We start from the raw sequence: 15,867 nt of genomic DNA on the forward strand, positions 1-15,867 counted from the left end.
CTATTAACTTTTGGATGCAGCGTTAGCCAACGCGGTTCAGACGCTCTTTGATACGAGCAGCCTTACCAGTACGCTCACGCAGGTAGTACAGTTTAGCTTTACGAACGGCACCACGACGTTTCACAGCAATGCTGTCGATTACTGGGGAGTGAGTCTGGAATACGCGCTCAACACCTTCGCCGTTGGAAATCTTACGAACAGTGAATGCAGAGTGCAGACCGCGGTTACGGATAGCGATAACCACGCCCTCGAATGCCTGCAGACGTTTTTTGCTACCTTCAACGACCCATACCTTCACTTCCACGGAATCACCCGGACGGAATGCAGGTACGTCTTGTTTCATCTGCTCTTGTTCAAGTTGCTTAATAATGTTGCTCATAATATGTCTCTTACCCTAGGTAAACTGATATATCGGTCCCGTCTGATGTCAGACGTTTCCTTCATAGTCCTGTTGCCTGGCCTGATGTTCCCGTTGGAACTCAGCCAGCAACACCGCTTGCTCGTCAGTCAGAGCTAGGCTTTCTAGAAGTTCAGGTCTTCTAAGCCAGGTTCGGCCCAGCGACTGCTTTAAGCGCCAGCGACGTATCTCGGCATGGTTGCCCGACAGCAGAACCGGCGGTACTTCCATCCCTTCCAACACCTCTGGGCGGGTATAGTGCGGGCAGTCCAGCAATCCGTCGGCGAAGGAGTCTTCCTCCGCTGAGGCCTGATGGCCCAGCACACCCGGTATGAAACGGGCGACTGAATCAATCAGGGTCATCGCCGGCAGTTCCCCGCCGCTGAGAACGTAATCGCCGATTGACCATTCTTCGTCAATTTCGGTTTGGATTACGCGCTCGTCTATCCCTTCGTAGCGGCCGCACACCAGAATCATCTTCTGATTGGCCGCCAGTTCGCACACGCCGGTTTGATCCAGCTTGCGCCCCTGAGGTGACAGATAAATCACCTTTGCTCCCTCGCCTGCCGCTGCTTTCGCCGCATGAATGGCTTCCCGTAAAGGTTGCACCATCATCAGCATTCCCGGGCCGCCGCCGTAAGGGCGATCGTCCACGGTGCGATGCCGGTCGTAGGTGAAGTCGCGAGGACTCCAACACTGCACGCTCAGCAGGCCATTTTTTACTGCCCGGCCAGTCACCCCGTAATCGGTGATAGCGCGGAACATCTCAGGAAACAGGCTTACAATACCGATGAACACAAGCCAATCCCCTTACCGTTATTCCACTTGCTTCGACCGTTTGATCCGGGGGTCAAAAACCAGGATCCCAATCTGCCTCAATCACGCGTGCAGTGAGATCGACTTTCTTGATAACCTGCCCATGAAGAAACGGAATCAACCGCTCCTTCATGCCGAACGCATCTTTCAGGTTCGCTTTCACAACCATCACATCGTTCGAGCCGGTTTCCATCATATCGATGACTTTACCCAGCTCGTAGCCGGCGGTGGTGACTACCTGGCAGCCCATCAGGTCTTTCCAGTAGTAATCATCACCCTCCAGCGGAGGAAGTTGATCGGAATCCACCATAATCTCGCGATTAGTCAGCAGATTCGCCGCGTCCCGATCGTCAATGCCTTTGACCTTGATGATCAGATCCTGACTGTGGCGCTTCCAGTCTTCCAACTCGATATGCTGCCACTGACCCGCCTGCTGGATAAACCACGGCTGATAGTCAAAAATGCTTTCGGCGTTCTCGGTGGATGAAAACACTCTGAGCCAACCACGAATGCCGTAAGCGGACCCCATTTTACCGAGTACAATCGGCTGCTTAGGCGCTACCGGTTTGAGTTGCTTGCTCATTGCCACCACCGCGACAGATTAAGCTGCTTTCTTAGCGTCTTTGATCAGCGCGTGAACGCGATCAGAAACGGTTGCACCCAGACCGACCCAGTGCTCGATGCGGTCCAGGTCCAGACGCAGTGCTTCAGCCTGACCGGAAGCGATCGGGTTGAAGAAGCCTACGCGCTCGATGAAACGACCATCACGAGCGTTGCGGCTGTCGGTCACTACTACTTGATAGAACGGACGCTTTTTAGCGCCGCCACGTGCCAAACGAATTGTTACCATAACATCCTCTTTAGTTAATAAAACAGCCGGGCCCCATTGAGGGACGGGGCCCGGTTGCAATATAAAAAGCCCGAAAATTTTACTCATTTTGGCGCAAAAAGCAATCTAAAGCGTCGATCGCAGGGGACAACTTTTGCAGCCTGTCAAATTTCGGGCGGTTTTCACCGCGAACGGCGAATGCTGAAAGCGCCCGCACTCGGCGTGCGGAGGCCTATCAGCGGCCTGGGAAGCCCGGCGGCATCATACCTTTCATGCCGCGCATCATCTTCGCCATGCCGCCTTTCTTCATCTTCTTCATCATACGCTGCATTTCGTCGAACTGCTTCAGCAAGCGGTTGACGTCCTGCACCTGCATGCCGGCCCCCATCGCGATGCGGCGCTTGCGCGAGCCCTTGATGATTTCCGGTTTGGCGCGCTCTTTCAGCGTCATCGAGTTGATGATCGCCTCCATGCGCACCAGCACTTTATCGTCCATCTGCGACTTGACGTTGTCCGGCAGCTGGCCAGCGCCCGGCAGCTTGCTCAGCATGTTGGCCATGCCGCCCATATTGCGCATCTGCTTGAGCTGCTCCAGGAAATCGGTCAGATCGAAACCGTCGCCCTTCTTCAGCTTGTTGGCCAGCTTCTCCGCCTGCTCGCGGTCGACCTTGCTTTCGATATCTTCGATTAGCGACAGCACGTCGCCCATGCCCAGGATGCGCGATGCCACGCGATCCGGGTAGAACGGCTCCAGCGCTTCGGTCTTTTCACCCACGCCGAGGAACTTGATCGGCTTGCCGGTGATATGACGGATGGACAGCGCGGCGCCGCCGCGCGCGTCGCCGTCGACCTTGGTCAGCACCACGCCGGTCAGCGGCAGCGCTTCGTTAAACGCCTTGGCGGTATTGGCGGCGTCCTGGCCGGTCATGGCGTCGACCACGAACAGGGTTTCCACCGGCTTGATCGCCGCGTGCACCTGTTTGATCTCGTCCATCATCGCTTCGTCAACGTGCAAACGGCCGGCGGTATCGACGATCAGTACGTCGTAGAATTTCAGCTTGGCCTGTTGCAGCGCGCGATTGACGATGTCGATCGGTTTTTCTTTGACATCAGACGGGAAGAAGTCGATGCCGACGCCTTCCGCCAGCGTTTCCAGCTGTTTGATCGCCGCCGGGCGATAAACGTCCGCGGAAACCACCAACACTTTCTTCTTCTGTTTTTCTTTCAGGAACTTGCCGAGCTTACCGACGCTGGTGGTTTTACCGGCGCCCTGCAGGCCCGCCATCAGCACCACCGCCGGCGGCTGGGCCGCCAGATTCAGCTCGGTGTTGACTTCGCCCATCGCGGCGATCAGCTCGCCCTTGACGATCTTGACGAACTCCTGCCCCGGCGTCAGGCTCTTGTTGACTTCATGGCCGACCGCGCTCTCTTTGACGCGGTTGATGAAGTCGCGCACCACCGGCAGCGCGACGTCCGCTTCCAGCAACGCCATACGCACTTCACGCAGGGTTTCCTTGATATTCTCTTCGGTCAGCCGCCCGCGGCCGCTGATATTGCGCAACGTGCGCGACAATCGATCGGTTAAATTTTCAAACATCGTCTCATGCTCAACGTGTGATGACAGGCCGCTCCGGCGACACAATTGCGCCGATGATAACACGAAGCGCGCCGGATCTCTGCCTCAGCGTTGGAGATAGGTTGGAGTGAAACGCGCGCAACGTTATACTGACACTCCAATTAACCACGCCGAAGCAAAATTAAACGCTATGCCAGTTTTCTCCATTGTGGCTTTGATGGCCTACCTGCTCAGCCTTGGACTGATCATTCCCAGCTTGTTGCGGAAGAACAGCGCATACCGTCGGCTTGCCCTCGTCTCGGCGGTGGTGGCGCTGATTTGCCACGCCATCGCGCTGCAGCAGCGCATCTTCGACGTCAGCGCCGGGCAGAATCTCAGCCTGCTGAACATTGGCTCGATCGTCAGCCTGATCATCTGTTCGGTCATGACCTTCGTCGCCTCGCGCGACCGCGGCTGGTTCCTGCTGCCGATCGTCTACAGCTTCGCGATGATCAATCTGGCCTTCGCCAGCTTCATGCCCGGCGAGTTCATCACTCACCTGGAGTCCAGCCCGGAATTGATGGTGCATATCGGCCTGGCGCTGTTCTCTTACGCCACCCTGATCATCGCCGCGCTCTACGCCTTGCAGCTTGCCTGGCTCGACTACCTTCTGAAAAACAAGAAGTTGACCTTTAGCGCCGACATGCCGCCGCTGATGAGCATCGAGCGCAAGATGTTCCATATCACCCAGATCGGCGTGGTGCTGCTGACGCTCACTCTGTGCACCGGCCTGCTGTACATGGATAACCTGTTCAGCAAAGAAAACGTGCATAAAGCGGTGCTGTCGATCATGGCCTGGTTCGTGTATATCGTGCTGTTGTGGGGCCATTACCATGAAGGCTGGCGCGGCCGCCGCGTCGTCTGGTTCAGCTTCGCCGGCGCCTTCCTGCTGACGCTCGCCTACTTCGGCAGCCGTCTGATTCAGCAGGTGATGGTGCGCTAAGCCGGCCGCCTCAACTTTCCCTCTCTATAAGGAATACTGCATTGGAGCATGTGTCGACGGGGACCCTCATCATTATCCTGGTGATCATGATCGTGGTCTCCGCTTACTTCTCCGCCTCCGAAACCGGCATGATGACGCTCAACCGTTATCGCCTGCGTCACCTGTCCAAACAGGGCAATCGCTCGGCGCGCCGTGTGGAGAAGCTGCTGCAAAAACCGGATCGGCTGATCGGCCTGGTACTGATCGGCAACAACCTGGTCAACATCCTCGCCTCGGCGCTGGCGACCATCGTCGGCATGCGGCTGTATGGCGACCTCGGCGTGGCGATCGCCACCGGCATACTGACCTTCGCCGTGCTGCTGTTCGCCGAAGTGCTGCCGAAAACCTTCGCCGCGCTCTACCCGGAACGCATCGCCTTCCCCAGCAGCTTTCTGCTGGCGCCGCTGCAAAAAGTGATGTTCCCGCTGGTCTGGCTGCTCAACGGCATTACCAGTATGACGCTGCGCCTGTTCGGCATTCGCACCAACGTGCGCATCAGCGATGCCGTCAGCAAGGATGAGCTGCGCACCATCGTGCGCGAATCCCAGTCGCAAATCTCCCGGCGCAATCAGGACATGCTGATCTCGGTGCTGGATCTGGAAAAGGTGACGGTTAACGACATCATGGTGCCGCGCACCGAGATCGTCGGCATCGACGTCAACGACGACTGGAAGTCGATCATGCGCCAGTTGACCCACTCGCCGCACGGCCGCATCGTGCTGTACCGCAGTTCGCTGGACGACGCCATCGGCATGCTGCGCGTGCGCGAAGCCTACCGCCTGATGACCGAGAAAAAAGAGTTCAACAAAGAGAACCTGCTGCGCGCCGCCGACGAGATTTACTTCGTGCCGGAAGGCACGCCGCTCAACGTGCAGCTGGTGAAGTTCCAGCGCAACAAAGAGAAGGTCGGCATCGTGGTCGATGAGTACGGCGACATTCAGGGCCTGGTCACGGTGGAGGATATCCTCGAGGAGATCGTCGGCGACTTCACCACCTCGATGTCACCAACGCTGGCGGAAGAGGTCACGCCGCAGAGCGACGGCTCGGTCTTGATCGACGGCACCGCCAACGTGCGCGAGCTGAACAAGGCCTTCAACTGGACCTTGCCGGCCAACGAGGCGCGCACCGTCAACGGCATGCTGCTCGAAGAGCTGGAAGAGATCCCCGAAATCGGCACCCGGTTGCGTATCGGCCATTATGATATCGACATTCTCGACGTGCAGGGCAACATGATAAAACAGGTGCGGGTCACGCCGATCACCTCGCTGCAGTCCAGCGTCGGCCATCACTGACCGCTGGCCAGAACGTAAAAAAGACGCGAAATCGCGTCTTTTTTTCTCTGCGGGAACTCGCGGCTAGATATGCAGTTCCTGCAGCTTCTCTTTCGGCAGCGCCAGCTCGTCGTTGTGGTTCACCACCACGTCGTTATCCAGGATGTGCTTGGCGATCTCCTGCGCTTCTTCCAGCGAGTGCATATGGTAAGTGCCGCACTGGTATTCGTTCAGCTCAGGGATTTTGCGCTGGTCGGTCACTTTCAGCACGTCGGCCATCGCCGCTTTCCACGCATCGGCTACGCGCTGCTCTTCCGGCACGCCGATCAGGCTCATGTAGAAACCGGTACGACAGCCCATCGGGGAGATGTCGATAATCTCCACGCCCTGGCCGTTCAGGTGGTCACGCATAAAGCCGGCGAACAGGTGCTCCAGCGTGTGAATGCCGCGCTCGGGCATCACTTCCAGGTTCGGGCGGCAAAAGCGCAGATCAAACACCGTGATGGTATCGCCGTGAGGCGTCTTCATGGTTTTCGCAACGCGGACAGCCGGGGCTGCCATACGGGTATGATCGACGGTAAAGCTATCCAGCAATGGCATTTCGCTACCTCCTCGTAAAAGAGCATTTATTTCGAAACTTTTTTTCCTAACCGGGAAACCTTTTCCAACCCTGCGAGTCTCAGTATCTGAAAGACGCGCATTTGTTATCATCATCCCTGTCATCAGAGATGCATATTTGGCCACATTGATGTGGCCTTTTTCTTTTTCAGCTTCCGCCGTTTTGCTTCAGGAACGCTTCAAAGCTTAGCGTATCATTGGCTTCTATGTCGCGTTGGCGTTGCCACGAGGCTTCCCGCTCTTTATCCAGCTCGGCCTCGTTCAGGATTTCCAACGGCTCTTCCAGCAGCATCTTGCGATATTGCTCCGCCAATTGCAGGCCGACGCGCCCGGTGCCTTCCGCTTGCATCGCTTTCAGGATGCGCGCGGAGAAGGTCAGCTCAGGGTCGTCGAACGCGGCGACCAGCTCATCGCACACCTGCTGGTATTGGCGATCGCCGGCTTCGCCGTCCAACACTTCCGCTACCCGACGCAGATCGGCGAACAACGCCTTGCCCACTTTTTCGAGCGGTTCATGGCTGGCGCCACAGCCGATGCCGATGGTCTGGCCCGGCTTGCGGCCCTCCAGGATCACCCGGTTCCAGTTCTTGCGCGTGCACAGCAGTTCATCGCTGCTCATCTCCGGCGCATCGGCCAGCGCGCACCACACCAGGAACAGATCCAGGAAACGCGCCTGCACCGCATCCACGCCGATCGGCGAGAACGGGTTGATGTCCAGCGAACGCACTTCGATGTATTCGATACCACCGCGCAGCAGCGCGTCAGACGGCGTCTCGCCGCTTTGGGTCACGCGCTTCGGCCGGATCGGCGCATACAGCTCGTTCTCGATTTGCAGCACGTTGCTGTTCAGCTGCAGGTAACGGTCACCCTCTTTCACGCCCAGCTTGGCGAACTCTTCGGAAGGCGTCGCGATCGCCCGTTTCAGACCGGCCACATAGCTGTGCAGATCGTTAAAGGTGATGCCCAGATTGCTTTGCGACTTGTTGGTATAACCCAGGTCGCTCAGGCGCAGCGAAGTGGCGTACGGCAGGTAGCACATCCCCTGCTCGGTGCGCTCGAACGGCAGATTGGTCTCGCGCCCCTTGAGGAACGAAGAACAAATGGCCGGCGATGCCCCGAACAGATACGGGATCACCCAGCCGAAACGATAATAGTTGCGGATCAGGCGGAAATAGCCCGCCGAGATCTGCTCTTTACCGCTTTCTGCGTCCTGCACGCCGGCCCAGGCCTGCCAAAACTCCAGCGGCAGCGAGAAGTTGTAGTGCACGCCGGAAATGGTCTGCATCAGCGCGCCGTAGCGATTCTTCAACCCTTCGCGGTACAGCGTCTTCATGCGGCCGATGTTCGACGAGCCGAACTGCGCCAGCTCGATATCCTGCTCAGCTTCGATAAAGCACGGCATGCTGAGCGGCCACATGCGCTCATCGCCGATATTGCGCGCCACGTAGCGATGAATATCGCGCAGGAACGTCAGCAGGTGATCGATATTGTCATCAACCGGCGTAATGAACTCTAACAGCGCTTCGGCGAAATCCGTGGTGATCCAGTGGTGCGTCAATGCCGCGCCCAGCTTTTCCGGATGCCCGGTGGTCGCCAAGGTGCCGTTCGGCGTGACCCGCAGCGTTTCACGCTCGATGCCGCGACGAATGCCTTTTAATGCCTGGGGATGGGCTTCCAACCAAGAAAGCGCCTGTGATACGTCCGGGATCAAATTGACCTCCCGCTTCTAAAAACAATAACTCGTAAGCATACTGAATCCGCACCCGAGAGAATATTGAGTTATATTCACTTGGTTACTGCCACCAGGCGATGCCCTGTACCGTTATCATAGCCAAAACGATGTAACGCAGCGCCTTTCCGATACACAGAAACAGCGCGACAGAGCCCCAGGGCATGCGCAGCCAACCTGCCAACACGCACAACAAATCGCCCACCACCGGCACCCAGCTGAGCAACAGCGCAGCCGGGCCGAAGCGTTGCAGCCACCCGAGCGCCGTTGCCAGCCCCCGCTGTGGTTTCAACGCCGGTAACAGGCGCCCGATAATGACATTGGTCAAGCCACCCAGCGTGTTGCCCAGGGTCGCGGCCAGCACCAGCAACTCCGGCGAGACGCGACTCTGGGTCAGCAAGGCGACCAGAACGATTTCTGAATTTCCCGGCAGCAGCGTCGCACTGAGGAAGCTACTGCCAAATAACGATATTACGGCTAGCGTACTACTCACAGCGTACGGACGTCTACCACCGCCATACCGGCGCTTTTCGCCGCCTGAATGCCGAAATCAGCGTCTTCAAACACCACGCATTTTTCCGGCCGCACGCCGATCAGTTCGGCGCAGCGCAGGAAGGTGTCCGGCTCCGGTTTGTGGCGCTGCACGTCGTCCGCACCGACGATCGCGTCGAAGCAGTTGAACAGGCCGAGATGACGCAGCAGCATTTCCGCCATGCGGTGCTCGCTGCCGGTGCCGACCGCCATCGGACGGCGGCCATGATAGGACTTCACCACCTCGATCAGCGGCAATGGACGCACGCTGTCCAGCAGCATCGCTTCCACCGCGCGGGTTTTCTCCGCGGCCAGGTGATGAGGATCGAGATCGGCCTGATGGCTGGCGATAATCGCCTGCGCGATGCGCCAGGTCGGCGAACCGCTCAGCGCCACCATGGCCGCTTCATCAAACGTCATGCCATAACGGGACAGCACTTCACGCCACGCTTTACGGTGCGTTGGCTCGGTGTCCAGAATCGTGCCGTCCATGTCGAAAATAAGACCCTGATAGCGGTCGTACATCGTTACTCCATGATCGTTGAGGAAAGAAAACTACTTTAGCGTAAAGCCGTTGGGTTGTCGCTGACTGCGTCATAACGGAATGTGCTGTGCCCTATCGGGCGCAAAGGAGGACAGGGGTGAAGAGAGAATGGTTAAATGCTGAAAAGCGAAAAACCCGCCGAAGCGGGTTTCTCTTAGATGGTGCATCCGGGAGGATTCGAACCTCCGACCGCTCGGTTCGTAGCCGAGTACTCTATCCAGCTGAGCTACGGATGCATTACTGTTTTTACTGCTTGCCTGCTTCGCTAATGAGGCCAGACTTAAAGAATGGTGCATCCGGGAGGATGATTTGGCGCTTGCGCCTCACCCTGCGGGCCGTTGCTGAAGCAACGTTATCCTCCCTAAGGGACACTTTCTTTTTTACTGCCCGCCTGAAGATTTCTCTTCGCTGTACGGGAAGTGAAGAATGGTGCATCCGGGAGGATTCGAACCTCCGACCGCTCGGTTCGTAGCCGAGTACTCTATCCAGCTGAGCTACGGATGCACAGTAATTCTTTGATACCCTATGGTACTTTGTTCCCAACTCTACCATACGGCTAATATGGTGCATCCGGGAGGATTCGAACCTCCGACCGCTCGGTTCGTAGCCGAGTACTCTATCCAGCTGAGCTACGGATGCAAATGGCGGTGAGGCGGGGATTCGAACCCCGGATGCAGCTTTTGACCGCATACTCCCTTAGCAGGGGAGCGCCTTCAGCCTCTCGGCCACCTCACCAAACGCTTTCTTTCGAATTGTGCCTAACTCGCTTTAGAGAAGCTCATCGGCACTGCGTGGCGCACATATTACTTTCTCCGACTTTTAAGTCAAACAATTTTTCCCAACTCATGCGCGTTTGCACAATTCGCACCCAACATGGGCGATTTCACGGCAAAAAGGGCGTTTTATCAACAGGCAACCGCCGCGTCTGTAGCAACAAAGCAGGAAACTAACCGGGAAAATAATCACGAAAAAGAAGAGGGAGGGCGAAGGAAGTGGGTAAAACGATGCAGTAGCGTCTCGTCTGGCAACGAGACGCTGCTTCGGAATCAGTAAGTCGTCTGCTGAGACTTCTCTGCCTGAATGCGCTGATAGATTTCTTCACGGTGAACCGAAACCTCTTTGGGGGCGTTCACACCAATACGCACCTGGTTGCCTTTTACCCCTAGCACAGTAACCGTAACCTCATCGCCAATCATGAGGGTTTCACCAACTCGACGAGTCAGAATTAACATTCTTTGCTCCTTGAAAGATTAAAAGAGTCGGGTCTCTCAGTTTCCCCGTCATTATCCATCATATGTGGTGAAAACGTAAGCCGCGCAACCCACAATAAGTGTAAGCAGACTTGGTCCCACCTCAGATAATGGTAAGTTTAGCCGACCTGAAAAACTTTGTTCCCGCAATTGTAACTAAATTGTGTTAGCACAGTATGAAAACGCCATAATCAACAAAGTATTATGGCGTTTGTGCGTGCTATTTATTTATATTCACAGCTTCGAGGCCACCCAGGCTTCTACGCTGTTTAACGCCGCTGGCAGGGCGTTGATATCCGTCCCCCCCGCCATCGCCATATCCGGGCGACCACCGCCCTTGCCGCCGACCTGCTGCGCCACGTTGCCGATCAACTCGCCGGCTTTCACGCGGTCAGTCAGATCCTTGGTCACACCAGCAACCAGACTGACTTTGTCATCAGCCGTCGTTGCCAACACGATGATGGCCGAACCCAATTGATTTTTCAGGTCATCTACCATGGTGCGCAGCATTTTGGCTTCGACATTATCCAACTGGCTGACCAACAGCTTCACGCCGTTAACCACTTTTGCCTGGCTGGACAACGAAGCGCTCTCCTGCGCCGCCTGCTGATCTTTCAACTGCTGCAGTTCTTTTTCCAGCGCGCGCGTGCGATCGAGCACCGAGCGCACTTTATCGGTCAGGGTGTTACTGTCGCCTTTGACCAACTGAGCAACGTCTTGCAACAAATCGCTTTGCTGATGCAGCGTAGCGATAGCGCCAGCGCCGGTCACCGCTTCAATACGGCGGATGCCCGCCGCGGTGCCCGACTCGCTCAGAATGCGGAACAGGCCGATATCGCCGGTGCGGCTGGCGTGGGTGCCGCCGCACAGCTCGGTGGAGAAGTCGCCCATGGTCAGCACGCGCACGTTGTCATCGTACTTCTCGCCGAACAGCGCCATCGCGCCCTTCTCTTTGGCATCTTCCAAGGCCATCAGCTCGGTCTGCACCGGCAGGTTACGACGCACCTGCTGGTTCACCAGATCTTCCACCGCGCGGATTTGCTCCGGCTTCATCGCTTCGAAGTGCGAGAAGTCGAAACGCAGGTATTTGTCGTTAACCAGCGAGCCTTTCTGCGCGACGTGGTCGCCCAACGTTTGGCGCAGCGCGGCGTGCAGCAGGTGAGTTGCGGAGTGGTTCAGACGAATGCTGTTACGGCGCTCAGCGTCGATCTGCGCGTCCACGCGATCGTTCAGCTTCAGCGAACCCTGCGCCAGTTTGCCCTGATGGCCGATAGCCTGACCGTATTTCTGGGTATCGTTGACCGTAAACTCAGCGCCGGCGGCTTTCAGCACGCCTTTATCGCCGACCTGGCCGCCGGATTCGCCATAGAACGGCGTCTCATCCAGCACCACCACCGCCTCTTCGCCGGCGTTGATCTGATCGACCGGCTGGCCGTCGCGGAACAGCGCGATGACCGTCGCCTGCTGCTCGTCGTGATCGTAACCGCTGAACTGGCTGCTGCCATCCACGCGGATCAGGCTGTTATAGTCGGCGCCAAAGCCGCTGGATTCGCGCGCACGGCGGCGCTGTGCTTCCATCGCGTCTTCAAAGCCCGCTTCGTCGACTTTCAAACCGCGCTCGCGGCAGACGTCAGCGGTCAGATCGATCGGGAAACCGTAGGTATCGTACAGACGGAAAGCGGTTTCGCCGTCCAGGGTATCGCCCTGCAGCTTGGCCAGCTCTTCGTCCAACAGCGCCAAGCCACGCTCCAGCGTGCGGGCAAACTGCTCTTCTTCGGTTTTCAGCACCTGCTCCACCAGCGATTGCTGGCGTTTCAGTTCGTCGGCCGCCGGGCCCATCACTTCGATCAACGGCGCCACCAGTTTGTAGAAGAAGGTGTCTTTCGCGCCCAGCATGTTGCCATGGCGGATCGCGCGACGAATGATGCGGCGCAGCACATAGCCGCGGTTTTCGTTAGACGGGATCACGCCGTCCGACACCAGGAAGGCGCAGGAACGAATGTGGTCGGCGATAACGCGCAGGGATTTGTTGTCCAGATCGGTTGCGCCGGTCACTTTAGCCACGGCGGCGATCAGGGTACGGAACAGATCGATTTCATAGTTGGAGTTCACATGCTGCAACACCGCCGCAATGCGCTCCAGACCCATACCGGTATCCACAGAAGGTTTCGGCAGCGGCAGCATGGTGCCGTCGGACTGACGGTTGAACTGCATGAAAACGATGTTCCAGATCTCGATGTAGCGGTCGCCGTCTTCTTCCGGGCTGCCTGGAGGGCCGCCCCAGATGTGATCGCCGTGATCGTAGAAAATCTCGGTGCACGGGCCGCATGGGCCAGTGTCGCCCATCTGCCAGAAGTTGTCGGAAGCGAAAGGCGCGCCCTTGTTGTCGCCGATGCGGATAATGCGCTCGGCCGGTACGCCGATTTGCTTCTGCCAGATGTCGAACGCTTCGTCATCGGTTTCATACACGGTGACCCACAGTCGCTCTTTCGGCAGGTTGAACCAGTTTTCACCGGTCAGCAGTTCCCATGCGTAGCCGATCGCGTCGTGCTTGAAGTAATCGCCGAAGCTGAAGTTGCCCAGCATTTCAAAGAAGGTGTGGTGACGCGCGGTATAACCGACGTTTTCCAGGTCGTTATGCTTGCCGCCTGCGCGCACGCAGCGCTGCGAGGTGGTGGCGCGGGAATAGGCGCGTTTGTCGAGCCCCAGGAAAACATCCTTAAATTGGTTCATGCCGGCATTGGTAAACAGCAATGTCGGATCATTGTTAGGCACCAGGGAGCTGCTCGCTACAACCTGATGACCCTTACTATGAAAGAAATCGAGAAACGCTTGACGGATCTCAGCGGTGCTCTTGCTCATAATTTTCCTGGAAAGGCTAGAATAACGACACGTGAGCCGGTGACGCGTCATCCCGACGATGACAACCAGCTCACGAACAAAAAGTGGGGATAAGATAAATTTTCTTCAGAGGGAAGTAAAACCCCGTGTGCGCTCATTGCGCAAAATCACGGTAAATTGACTGAATTTCTTCCTGGAAGAAGCCGCGATAGAGCAGATAACGCTGCACTTTGGCTTTCTCTTTCCAGTCGGTTGGCAACGCATCGCCAAATTTTCGCTGCGCCACCTGTTTTGCCTGTTCGCACCAGTCGATATCGCAATCCGCCAGCGCGTCCTGCACCAGCGCTTTGTCGACGCCCTTTTGCATCAGTTCGCTGCGGATGCGCTGCGCACCGTAACCTTTACGGCTGCGGCTGCCGATGTAGCTGTGAGCGAAACGCTTATCGTCCAGCCAGTTATGCTGGTAACAGTAGGCGATAACCTGCTCGATCAGCGCAGGATCCACCGGCTCTTCAACCACCGGCGGTGATGCCGGCGCATGTGGCCCCTTGCTGCCAAAACGGGCTTTCGCCACAAACGGCTGCGCCGCAAGTTTGCGGCGCAGTTCAGCTTCACTATGATCGCGTTGCGACAGCAGGCGCATGGCGCGGCTTAGCAAGTCATTCATCATTCAAGCCTGAATTTATGGGATATGCGCCACACGAACGGCAGCGCACATCTTCAGCGATTAGAACTGCTCGCTGGTTTCCGCTTCGTCGTCTTCGAAGTCGTCACCGGAAGCGGCCACCAGCTCACCGCCGCTGTGCAGCAGCAAATCGCGCAGCTTCTTATCCAGCTCGGCGGCGATAGCCGGGTTTTCTTTCAGGAAGTTACAGGCATTCGCCTTGCCCTGACCGATTTTCTCGCCGTTATAGCTGTACCAGGCGCCGGCTTTTTCGATCATCTTGTGCTTCACGCCCAGATCGACCAGCTCACCACGGCTGTTGATGCCTTCGCCGTACATGATTTGGAATTCAGCCTGTTTGAACGGCGCAGCGATTTTGTTCTTCACCACTTTCACGCGGGTTTCGCTGCCCACCACTTCGTCGCCCTCTTTGATGGCGCCGATGCGGCGGATATCCAGACGCACCGAAGCGTAGAACTTCAGGGCGTTACCGCCGGTCGTGGTTTCCGGGTTGCCGAACATCACACCAATTTTCATACGGATCTGGTTGATGAAGATCAGCAGGGTATTGGCGTTTTTCAAGTTGCCGGCCAGCTTACGCATCGCCTGGCTCATCATGCGCGCCGCCAGGCCCATGTGCGAATCGCCGATTTCACCTTCGATTTCCGCCTTCGGCGTCAGCGCCGCCACGGAGTCGACGATGATGACGTCAACCGCGCCGGAGCGGGTCAGCGCATCACAGATTTCCAGCGCCTGCTCGCCGGTGTCCGGCTGGGAGCACAGCAGGTTGTCGATATCGACGCCCAGCTTTTTCGCATAGATAGGATCCAGCGCGTGCTCGGCGTCGATGAACGCACAGGTTTTGCCTTCGCGCTGCGCAGCGGCGATCACCTGCAGCGTCAGGGTGGTTTTACCGGAGGATTCCGGGCCGTAGATTTCGACGATGCGGCCCATCGGCAGGCCGCCAGCGCCCAGAGCGATATCGAGTGACAGTGAGCCGGTGGAGATCGTTTCCACGTCCATGGAGCGGTCTTCACCCAGGCGCATGATGGAGCCTTTGCCGAACTGTTTCTCAATCTGGCCCAGTGCCGCAGCTAACGCCTTTTGCTTGTTCTCATCAATAGCCATTTTTGCTCCTTCGTTTCGCAATGCCGGTGTTACCCCACACTGCCACTGAATGTATGTTGTGCAGGAAATGTCACTAATTATACTGTATGGTCATACAGTATCAAGCCTAATTTACAAAAATTCGTCGATGGCGGTTTGCAGCGCGAAAATCGTCGCCTGCAGCCGCACCGCATCGCGATCGCCCTCGAATTGCATCTTGCGCGACAGCCCCCGGCCATCGCTGCCGGCGAAGCCGAACCACACGGTGCCGACCGGCTTTTCCGCGCTGCCGCCGTCCGGGCCGGCGATGCCGCTTACCGAGAGCGCCAGATCGGCCCGCGCCGCACGCAGCGCCCCTATCGCCATCTCGCGCACCACCTCTTCGCTGACCGCGCCGTGCGCCGCCAACGTGGCTTCGCTCACCCCCAGCAGGTCGTGCTTCGCCGCATTGCTGTAGGTGACGAAACCGCGATCGAAATAGGCGGAGCTCCCCGCGATATCGGTAATGGCCTTGGCGATGCCGCCGCCGGTGCAAGATTCCGCGCAGGTGATCCAGCGGCCCTGAGCCTTCAGTTTTTCCCCCGCCAGCACGCTGAGCCGGCGCAGTTGGTTTTCACTCATAACCCCTCCCTCGCGAATTCAGGTATATGCGCCCGATAGTAGCATTTATCAA

General features: G+C 57.4%; 16 protein-coding genes and 4 tRNA genes. 2 read left to right on the top strand and 18 right to left on the bottom strand.

What is annotated here, in order from left to right:
- Positions 1-22 precede the first annotated feature (22 nt).
- From rplS to ffh, 5 genes are all read right to left on the bottom strand, one after another.
- Positions 23-379, bottom strand: a complete 357-nt coding sequence (gene rplS / locus ACSBQQ_RS14500) for a 50S ribosomal protein L19 (protein WP_025301638.1) — start codon at positions 377-379, stop codon at positions 23-25.
- 48 nt (positions 380-427) lie between these two features.
- Positions 428-1,195, bottom strand: a complete 768-nt coding sequence (gene trmD / locus ACSBQQ_RS14505; RefSeq protein WP_004932485.1) for a tRNA (guanosine(37)-N1)-methyltransferase TrmD — start codon at positions 1,193-1,195, stop codon at positions 428-430.
- 52 nt (positions 1,196-1,247) lie between these two features.
- Positions 1,248-1,796, bottom strand: coding sequence for a ribosome maturation factor RimM (gene rimM, locus ACSBQQ_RS14510; protein WP_049196875.1), 549 nt, complete (start codon positions 1,794-1,796; stop codon positions 1,248-1,250).
- A gap of 18 nt (positions 1,797-1,814) precedes the next feature.
- A complete protein-coding gene (rpsP, locus tag ACSBQQ_RS14515; protein ID WP_004932501.1) occupies positions 1,815-2,063 on the bottom strand; it encodes a 30S ribosomal protein S16 in 249 nt (82 codons plus the stop codon).
- A gap of 214 nt (positions 2,064-2,277) precedes the next feature.
- Entirely contained in the window at positions 2,278-3,639 is a 1,362-nt protein-coding gene (gene ffh / locus ACSBQQ_RS14520; protein WP_004932504.1) for a signal recognition particle protein, read from the bottom strand.
- Between the two features lie 169 nt (positions 3,640-3,808).
- On the opposite strand from ffh, the gene ACSBQQ_RS14525 reads away from it, so the two are divergent.
- A complete protein-coding gene (locus ACSBQQ_RS14525) occupies positions 3,809-4,600 on the top strand; it encodes a cytochrome C assembly family protein (RefSeq protein WP_033637181.1) in 792 nt (263 codons plus the stop codon).
- Between the two features lie 41 nt (positions 4,601-4,641).
- A complete protein-coding gene (locus ACSBQQ_RS14530; protein WP_033637180.1) occupies positions 4,642-5,931 on the top strand; it encodes an HlyC/CorC family transporter in 1,290 nt (429 codons plus the stop codon).
- A 63-nt stretch (positions 5,932-5,994) separates the two neighbouring features.
- Here ACSBQQ_RS14530 and luxS read toward each other — a convergent pair whose 3' ends face one another.
- The 13 genes from luxS to pncC form a co-directional block, all read right to left on the bottom strand.
- Positions 5,995-6,510 carry an S-ribosylhomocysteine lyase gene (gene luxS / locus ACSBQQ_RS14535; protein WP_019455133.1) on the bottom strand — a complete coding sequence of 172 codons (516 nt, stop codon included), beginning with the start codon at positions 6,508-6,510 and terminating at the stop codon, positions 5,995-5,997.
- A 166-nt stretch (positions 6,511-6,676) separates the two neighbouring features.
- The gene (gshA, locus tag ACSBQQ_RS14540) at positions 6,677-8,239 is read right to left on the bottom strand and encodes a glutamate--cysteine ligase (RefSeq protein WP_039568927.1); all 1,563 of its coding nucleotides are present in this window, start codon (positions 8,237-8,239) and stop codon (positions 6,677-6,679) included.
- A gap of 82 nt (positions 8,240-8,321) precedes the next feature.
- Complete coding sequence (locus ACSBQQ_RS14545; protein ID WP_004932520.1) at positions 8,322-8,750, bottom strand: YqaA family protein; 429 nt, start codon at positions 8,748-8,750, stop codon at positions 8,322-8,324.
- Positions 8,747-9,313, bottom strand: a complete 567-nt coding sequence (yqaB, locus tag ACSBQQ_RS14550) for a fructose-1-phosphate/6-phosphogluconate phosphatase (protein WP_033650025.1) — start codon at positions 9,311-9,313, stop codon at positions 8,747-8,749. Before yqaB ends, ACSBQQ_RS14545 begins: the two co-directional genes overlap by 4 nt.
- A gap of 178 nt (positions 9,314-9,491) precedes the next feature.
- A tRNA-Arg gene (locus tag ACSBQQ_RS14555) sits at positions 9,492-9,568 on the bottom strand.
- 191 nt (positions 9,569-9,759) lie between these two features.
- Positions 9,760-9,836: transfer RNA gene (locus ACSBQQ_RS14560), tRNA-Arg, on the bottom strand.
- A gap of 58 nt (positions 9,837-9,894) precedes the next feature.
- Positions 9,895-9,971 (bottom strand) — tRNA-Arg (locus ACSBQQ_RS14565).
- Positions 9,972-9,974: 3 nt separating this feature from the next.
- A tRNA-Ser gene (locus ACSBQQ_RS14570) sits at positions 9,975-10,067 on the bottom strand.
- Between the two features lie 311 nt (positions 10,068-10,378).
- Complete coding sequence (csrA, locus tag ACSBQQ_RS14575; protein WP_004091602.1) at positions 10,379-10,564, bottom strand: carbon storage regulator CsrA; 186 nt, start codon at positions 10,562-10,564, stop codon at positions 10,379-10,381.
- A 252-nt stretch (positions 10,565-10,816) separates the two neighbouring features.
- Positions 10,817-13,444 (bottom strand): alanine--tRNA ligase, encoded by a 2,628-nt coding sequence (gene alaS, locus ACSBQQ_RS14580; protein ID WP_033649274.1) that lies wholly within the window; start codon positions 13,442-13,444, stop codon positions 10,817-10,819.
- Positions 13,445-13,577: 133 nt separating this feature from the next.
- Positions 13,578-14,090, bottom strand: a complete 513-nt coding sequence (gene recX, locus ACSBQQ_RS14585; RefSeq protein WP_033649272.1) for a recombination regulator RecX — start codon at positions 14,088-14,090, stop codon at positions 13,578-13,580.
- A 60-nt stretch (positions 14,091-14,150) separates the two neighbouring features.
- A complete protein-coding gene (gene recA, locus ACSBQQ_RS14590; RefSeq protein ID WP_004932541.1) occupies positions 14,151-15,215 on the bottom strand; it encodes a recombinase RecA in 1,065 nt (354 codons plus the stop codon).
- Between the two features lie 111 nt (positions 15,216-15,326).
- The gene (pncC, locus tag ACSBQQ_RS14595; protein ID WP_033649270.1) at positions 15,327-15,815 is read right to left on the bottom strand and encodes a nicotinamide-nucleotide amidase; all 489 of its coding nucleotides are present in this window, start codon (positions 15,813-15,815) and stop codon (positions 15,327-15,329) included.
- Positions 15,816-15,867 lie beyond the last annotated feature (52 nt).

The organism is Serratia sp. G204Y (assembly GCF_051172435.1).
GTDB lineage: Bacteria > Pseudomonadota > Gammaproteobacteria > Enterobacterales > Enterobacteriaceae > Serratia > Serratia sarumanii.

Excerpts from the sequence above, each read along its gene's own strand:
- rimM (WP_049196875.1), bottom strand. The coding sequence starts at position 1,796 with ATGAGCAAGCAACTCAAACCGGTAGCGCCTAAGCAGCCGATTGTACTC.
- recX (WP_033649272.1), bottom strand. The coding sequence starts at position 14,090 with ATGAATGACTTGCTAAGCCGCGCCATGCGCCTGCTGTCGCAACGCGAT.
- ffh (WP_004932504.1), bottom strand. The coding sequence starts at position 3,639 with ATGTTTGAAAATTTAACCGATCGATTGTCGCGCACGTTGCGCAATATC.
- yqaB (WP_033650025.1), bottom strand. The coding sequence starts at position 9,313 with ATGTACGACCGCTATCAGGGTCTTATTTTCGACATGGACGGCACGATT.
- recA (WP_004932541.1), bottom strand. The coding sequence starts at position 15,215 with ATGGCTATTGATGAGAACAAGCAAAAGGCGTTAGCTGCGGCACTGGGC.
- alaS (WP_033649274.1), bottom strand. The coding sequence starts at position 13,444 with ATGAGCAAGAGCACCGCTGAGATCCGTCAAGCGTTTCTCGATTTCTTT.
- ACSBQQ_RS14525 (WP_033637181.1), top strand. The coding sequence starts at position 3,809 with ATGCCAGTTTTCTCCATTGTGGCTTTGATGGCCTACCTGCTCAGCCTT.
- rpsP (WP_004932501.1), bottom strand. The coding sequence starts at position 2,063 with ATGGTAACAATTCGTTTGGCACGTGGCGGCGCTAAAAAGCGTCCGTTC.
- luxS (WP_019455133.1), bottom strand. The coding sequence starts at position 6,510 with ATGCCATTGCTGGATAGCTTTACCGTCGATCATACCCGTATGGCAGCC.
- pncC (WP_033649270.1), bottom strand. The coding sequence starts at position 15,815 with ATGAGTGAAAACCAACTGCGCCGGCTCAGCGTGCTGGCGGGGGAAAAA.
- rplS (WP_025301638.1), bottom strand. The coding sequence starts at position 379 with ATGAGCAACATTATTAAGCAACTTGAACAAGAGCAGATGAAACAAGAC.
- csrA (WP_004091602.1), bottom strand. The coding sequence starts at position 10,564 with ATGTTAATTCTGACTCGTCGAGTTGGTGAAACCCTCATGATTGGCGAT.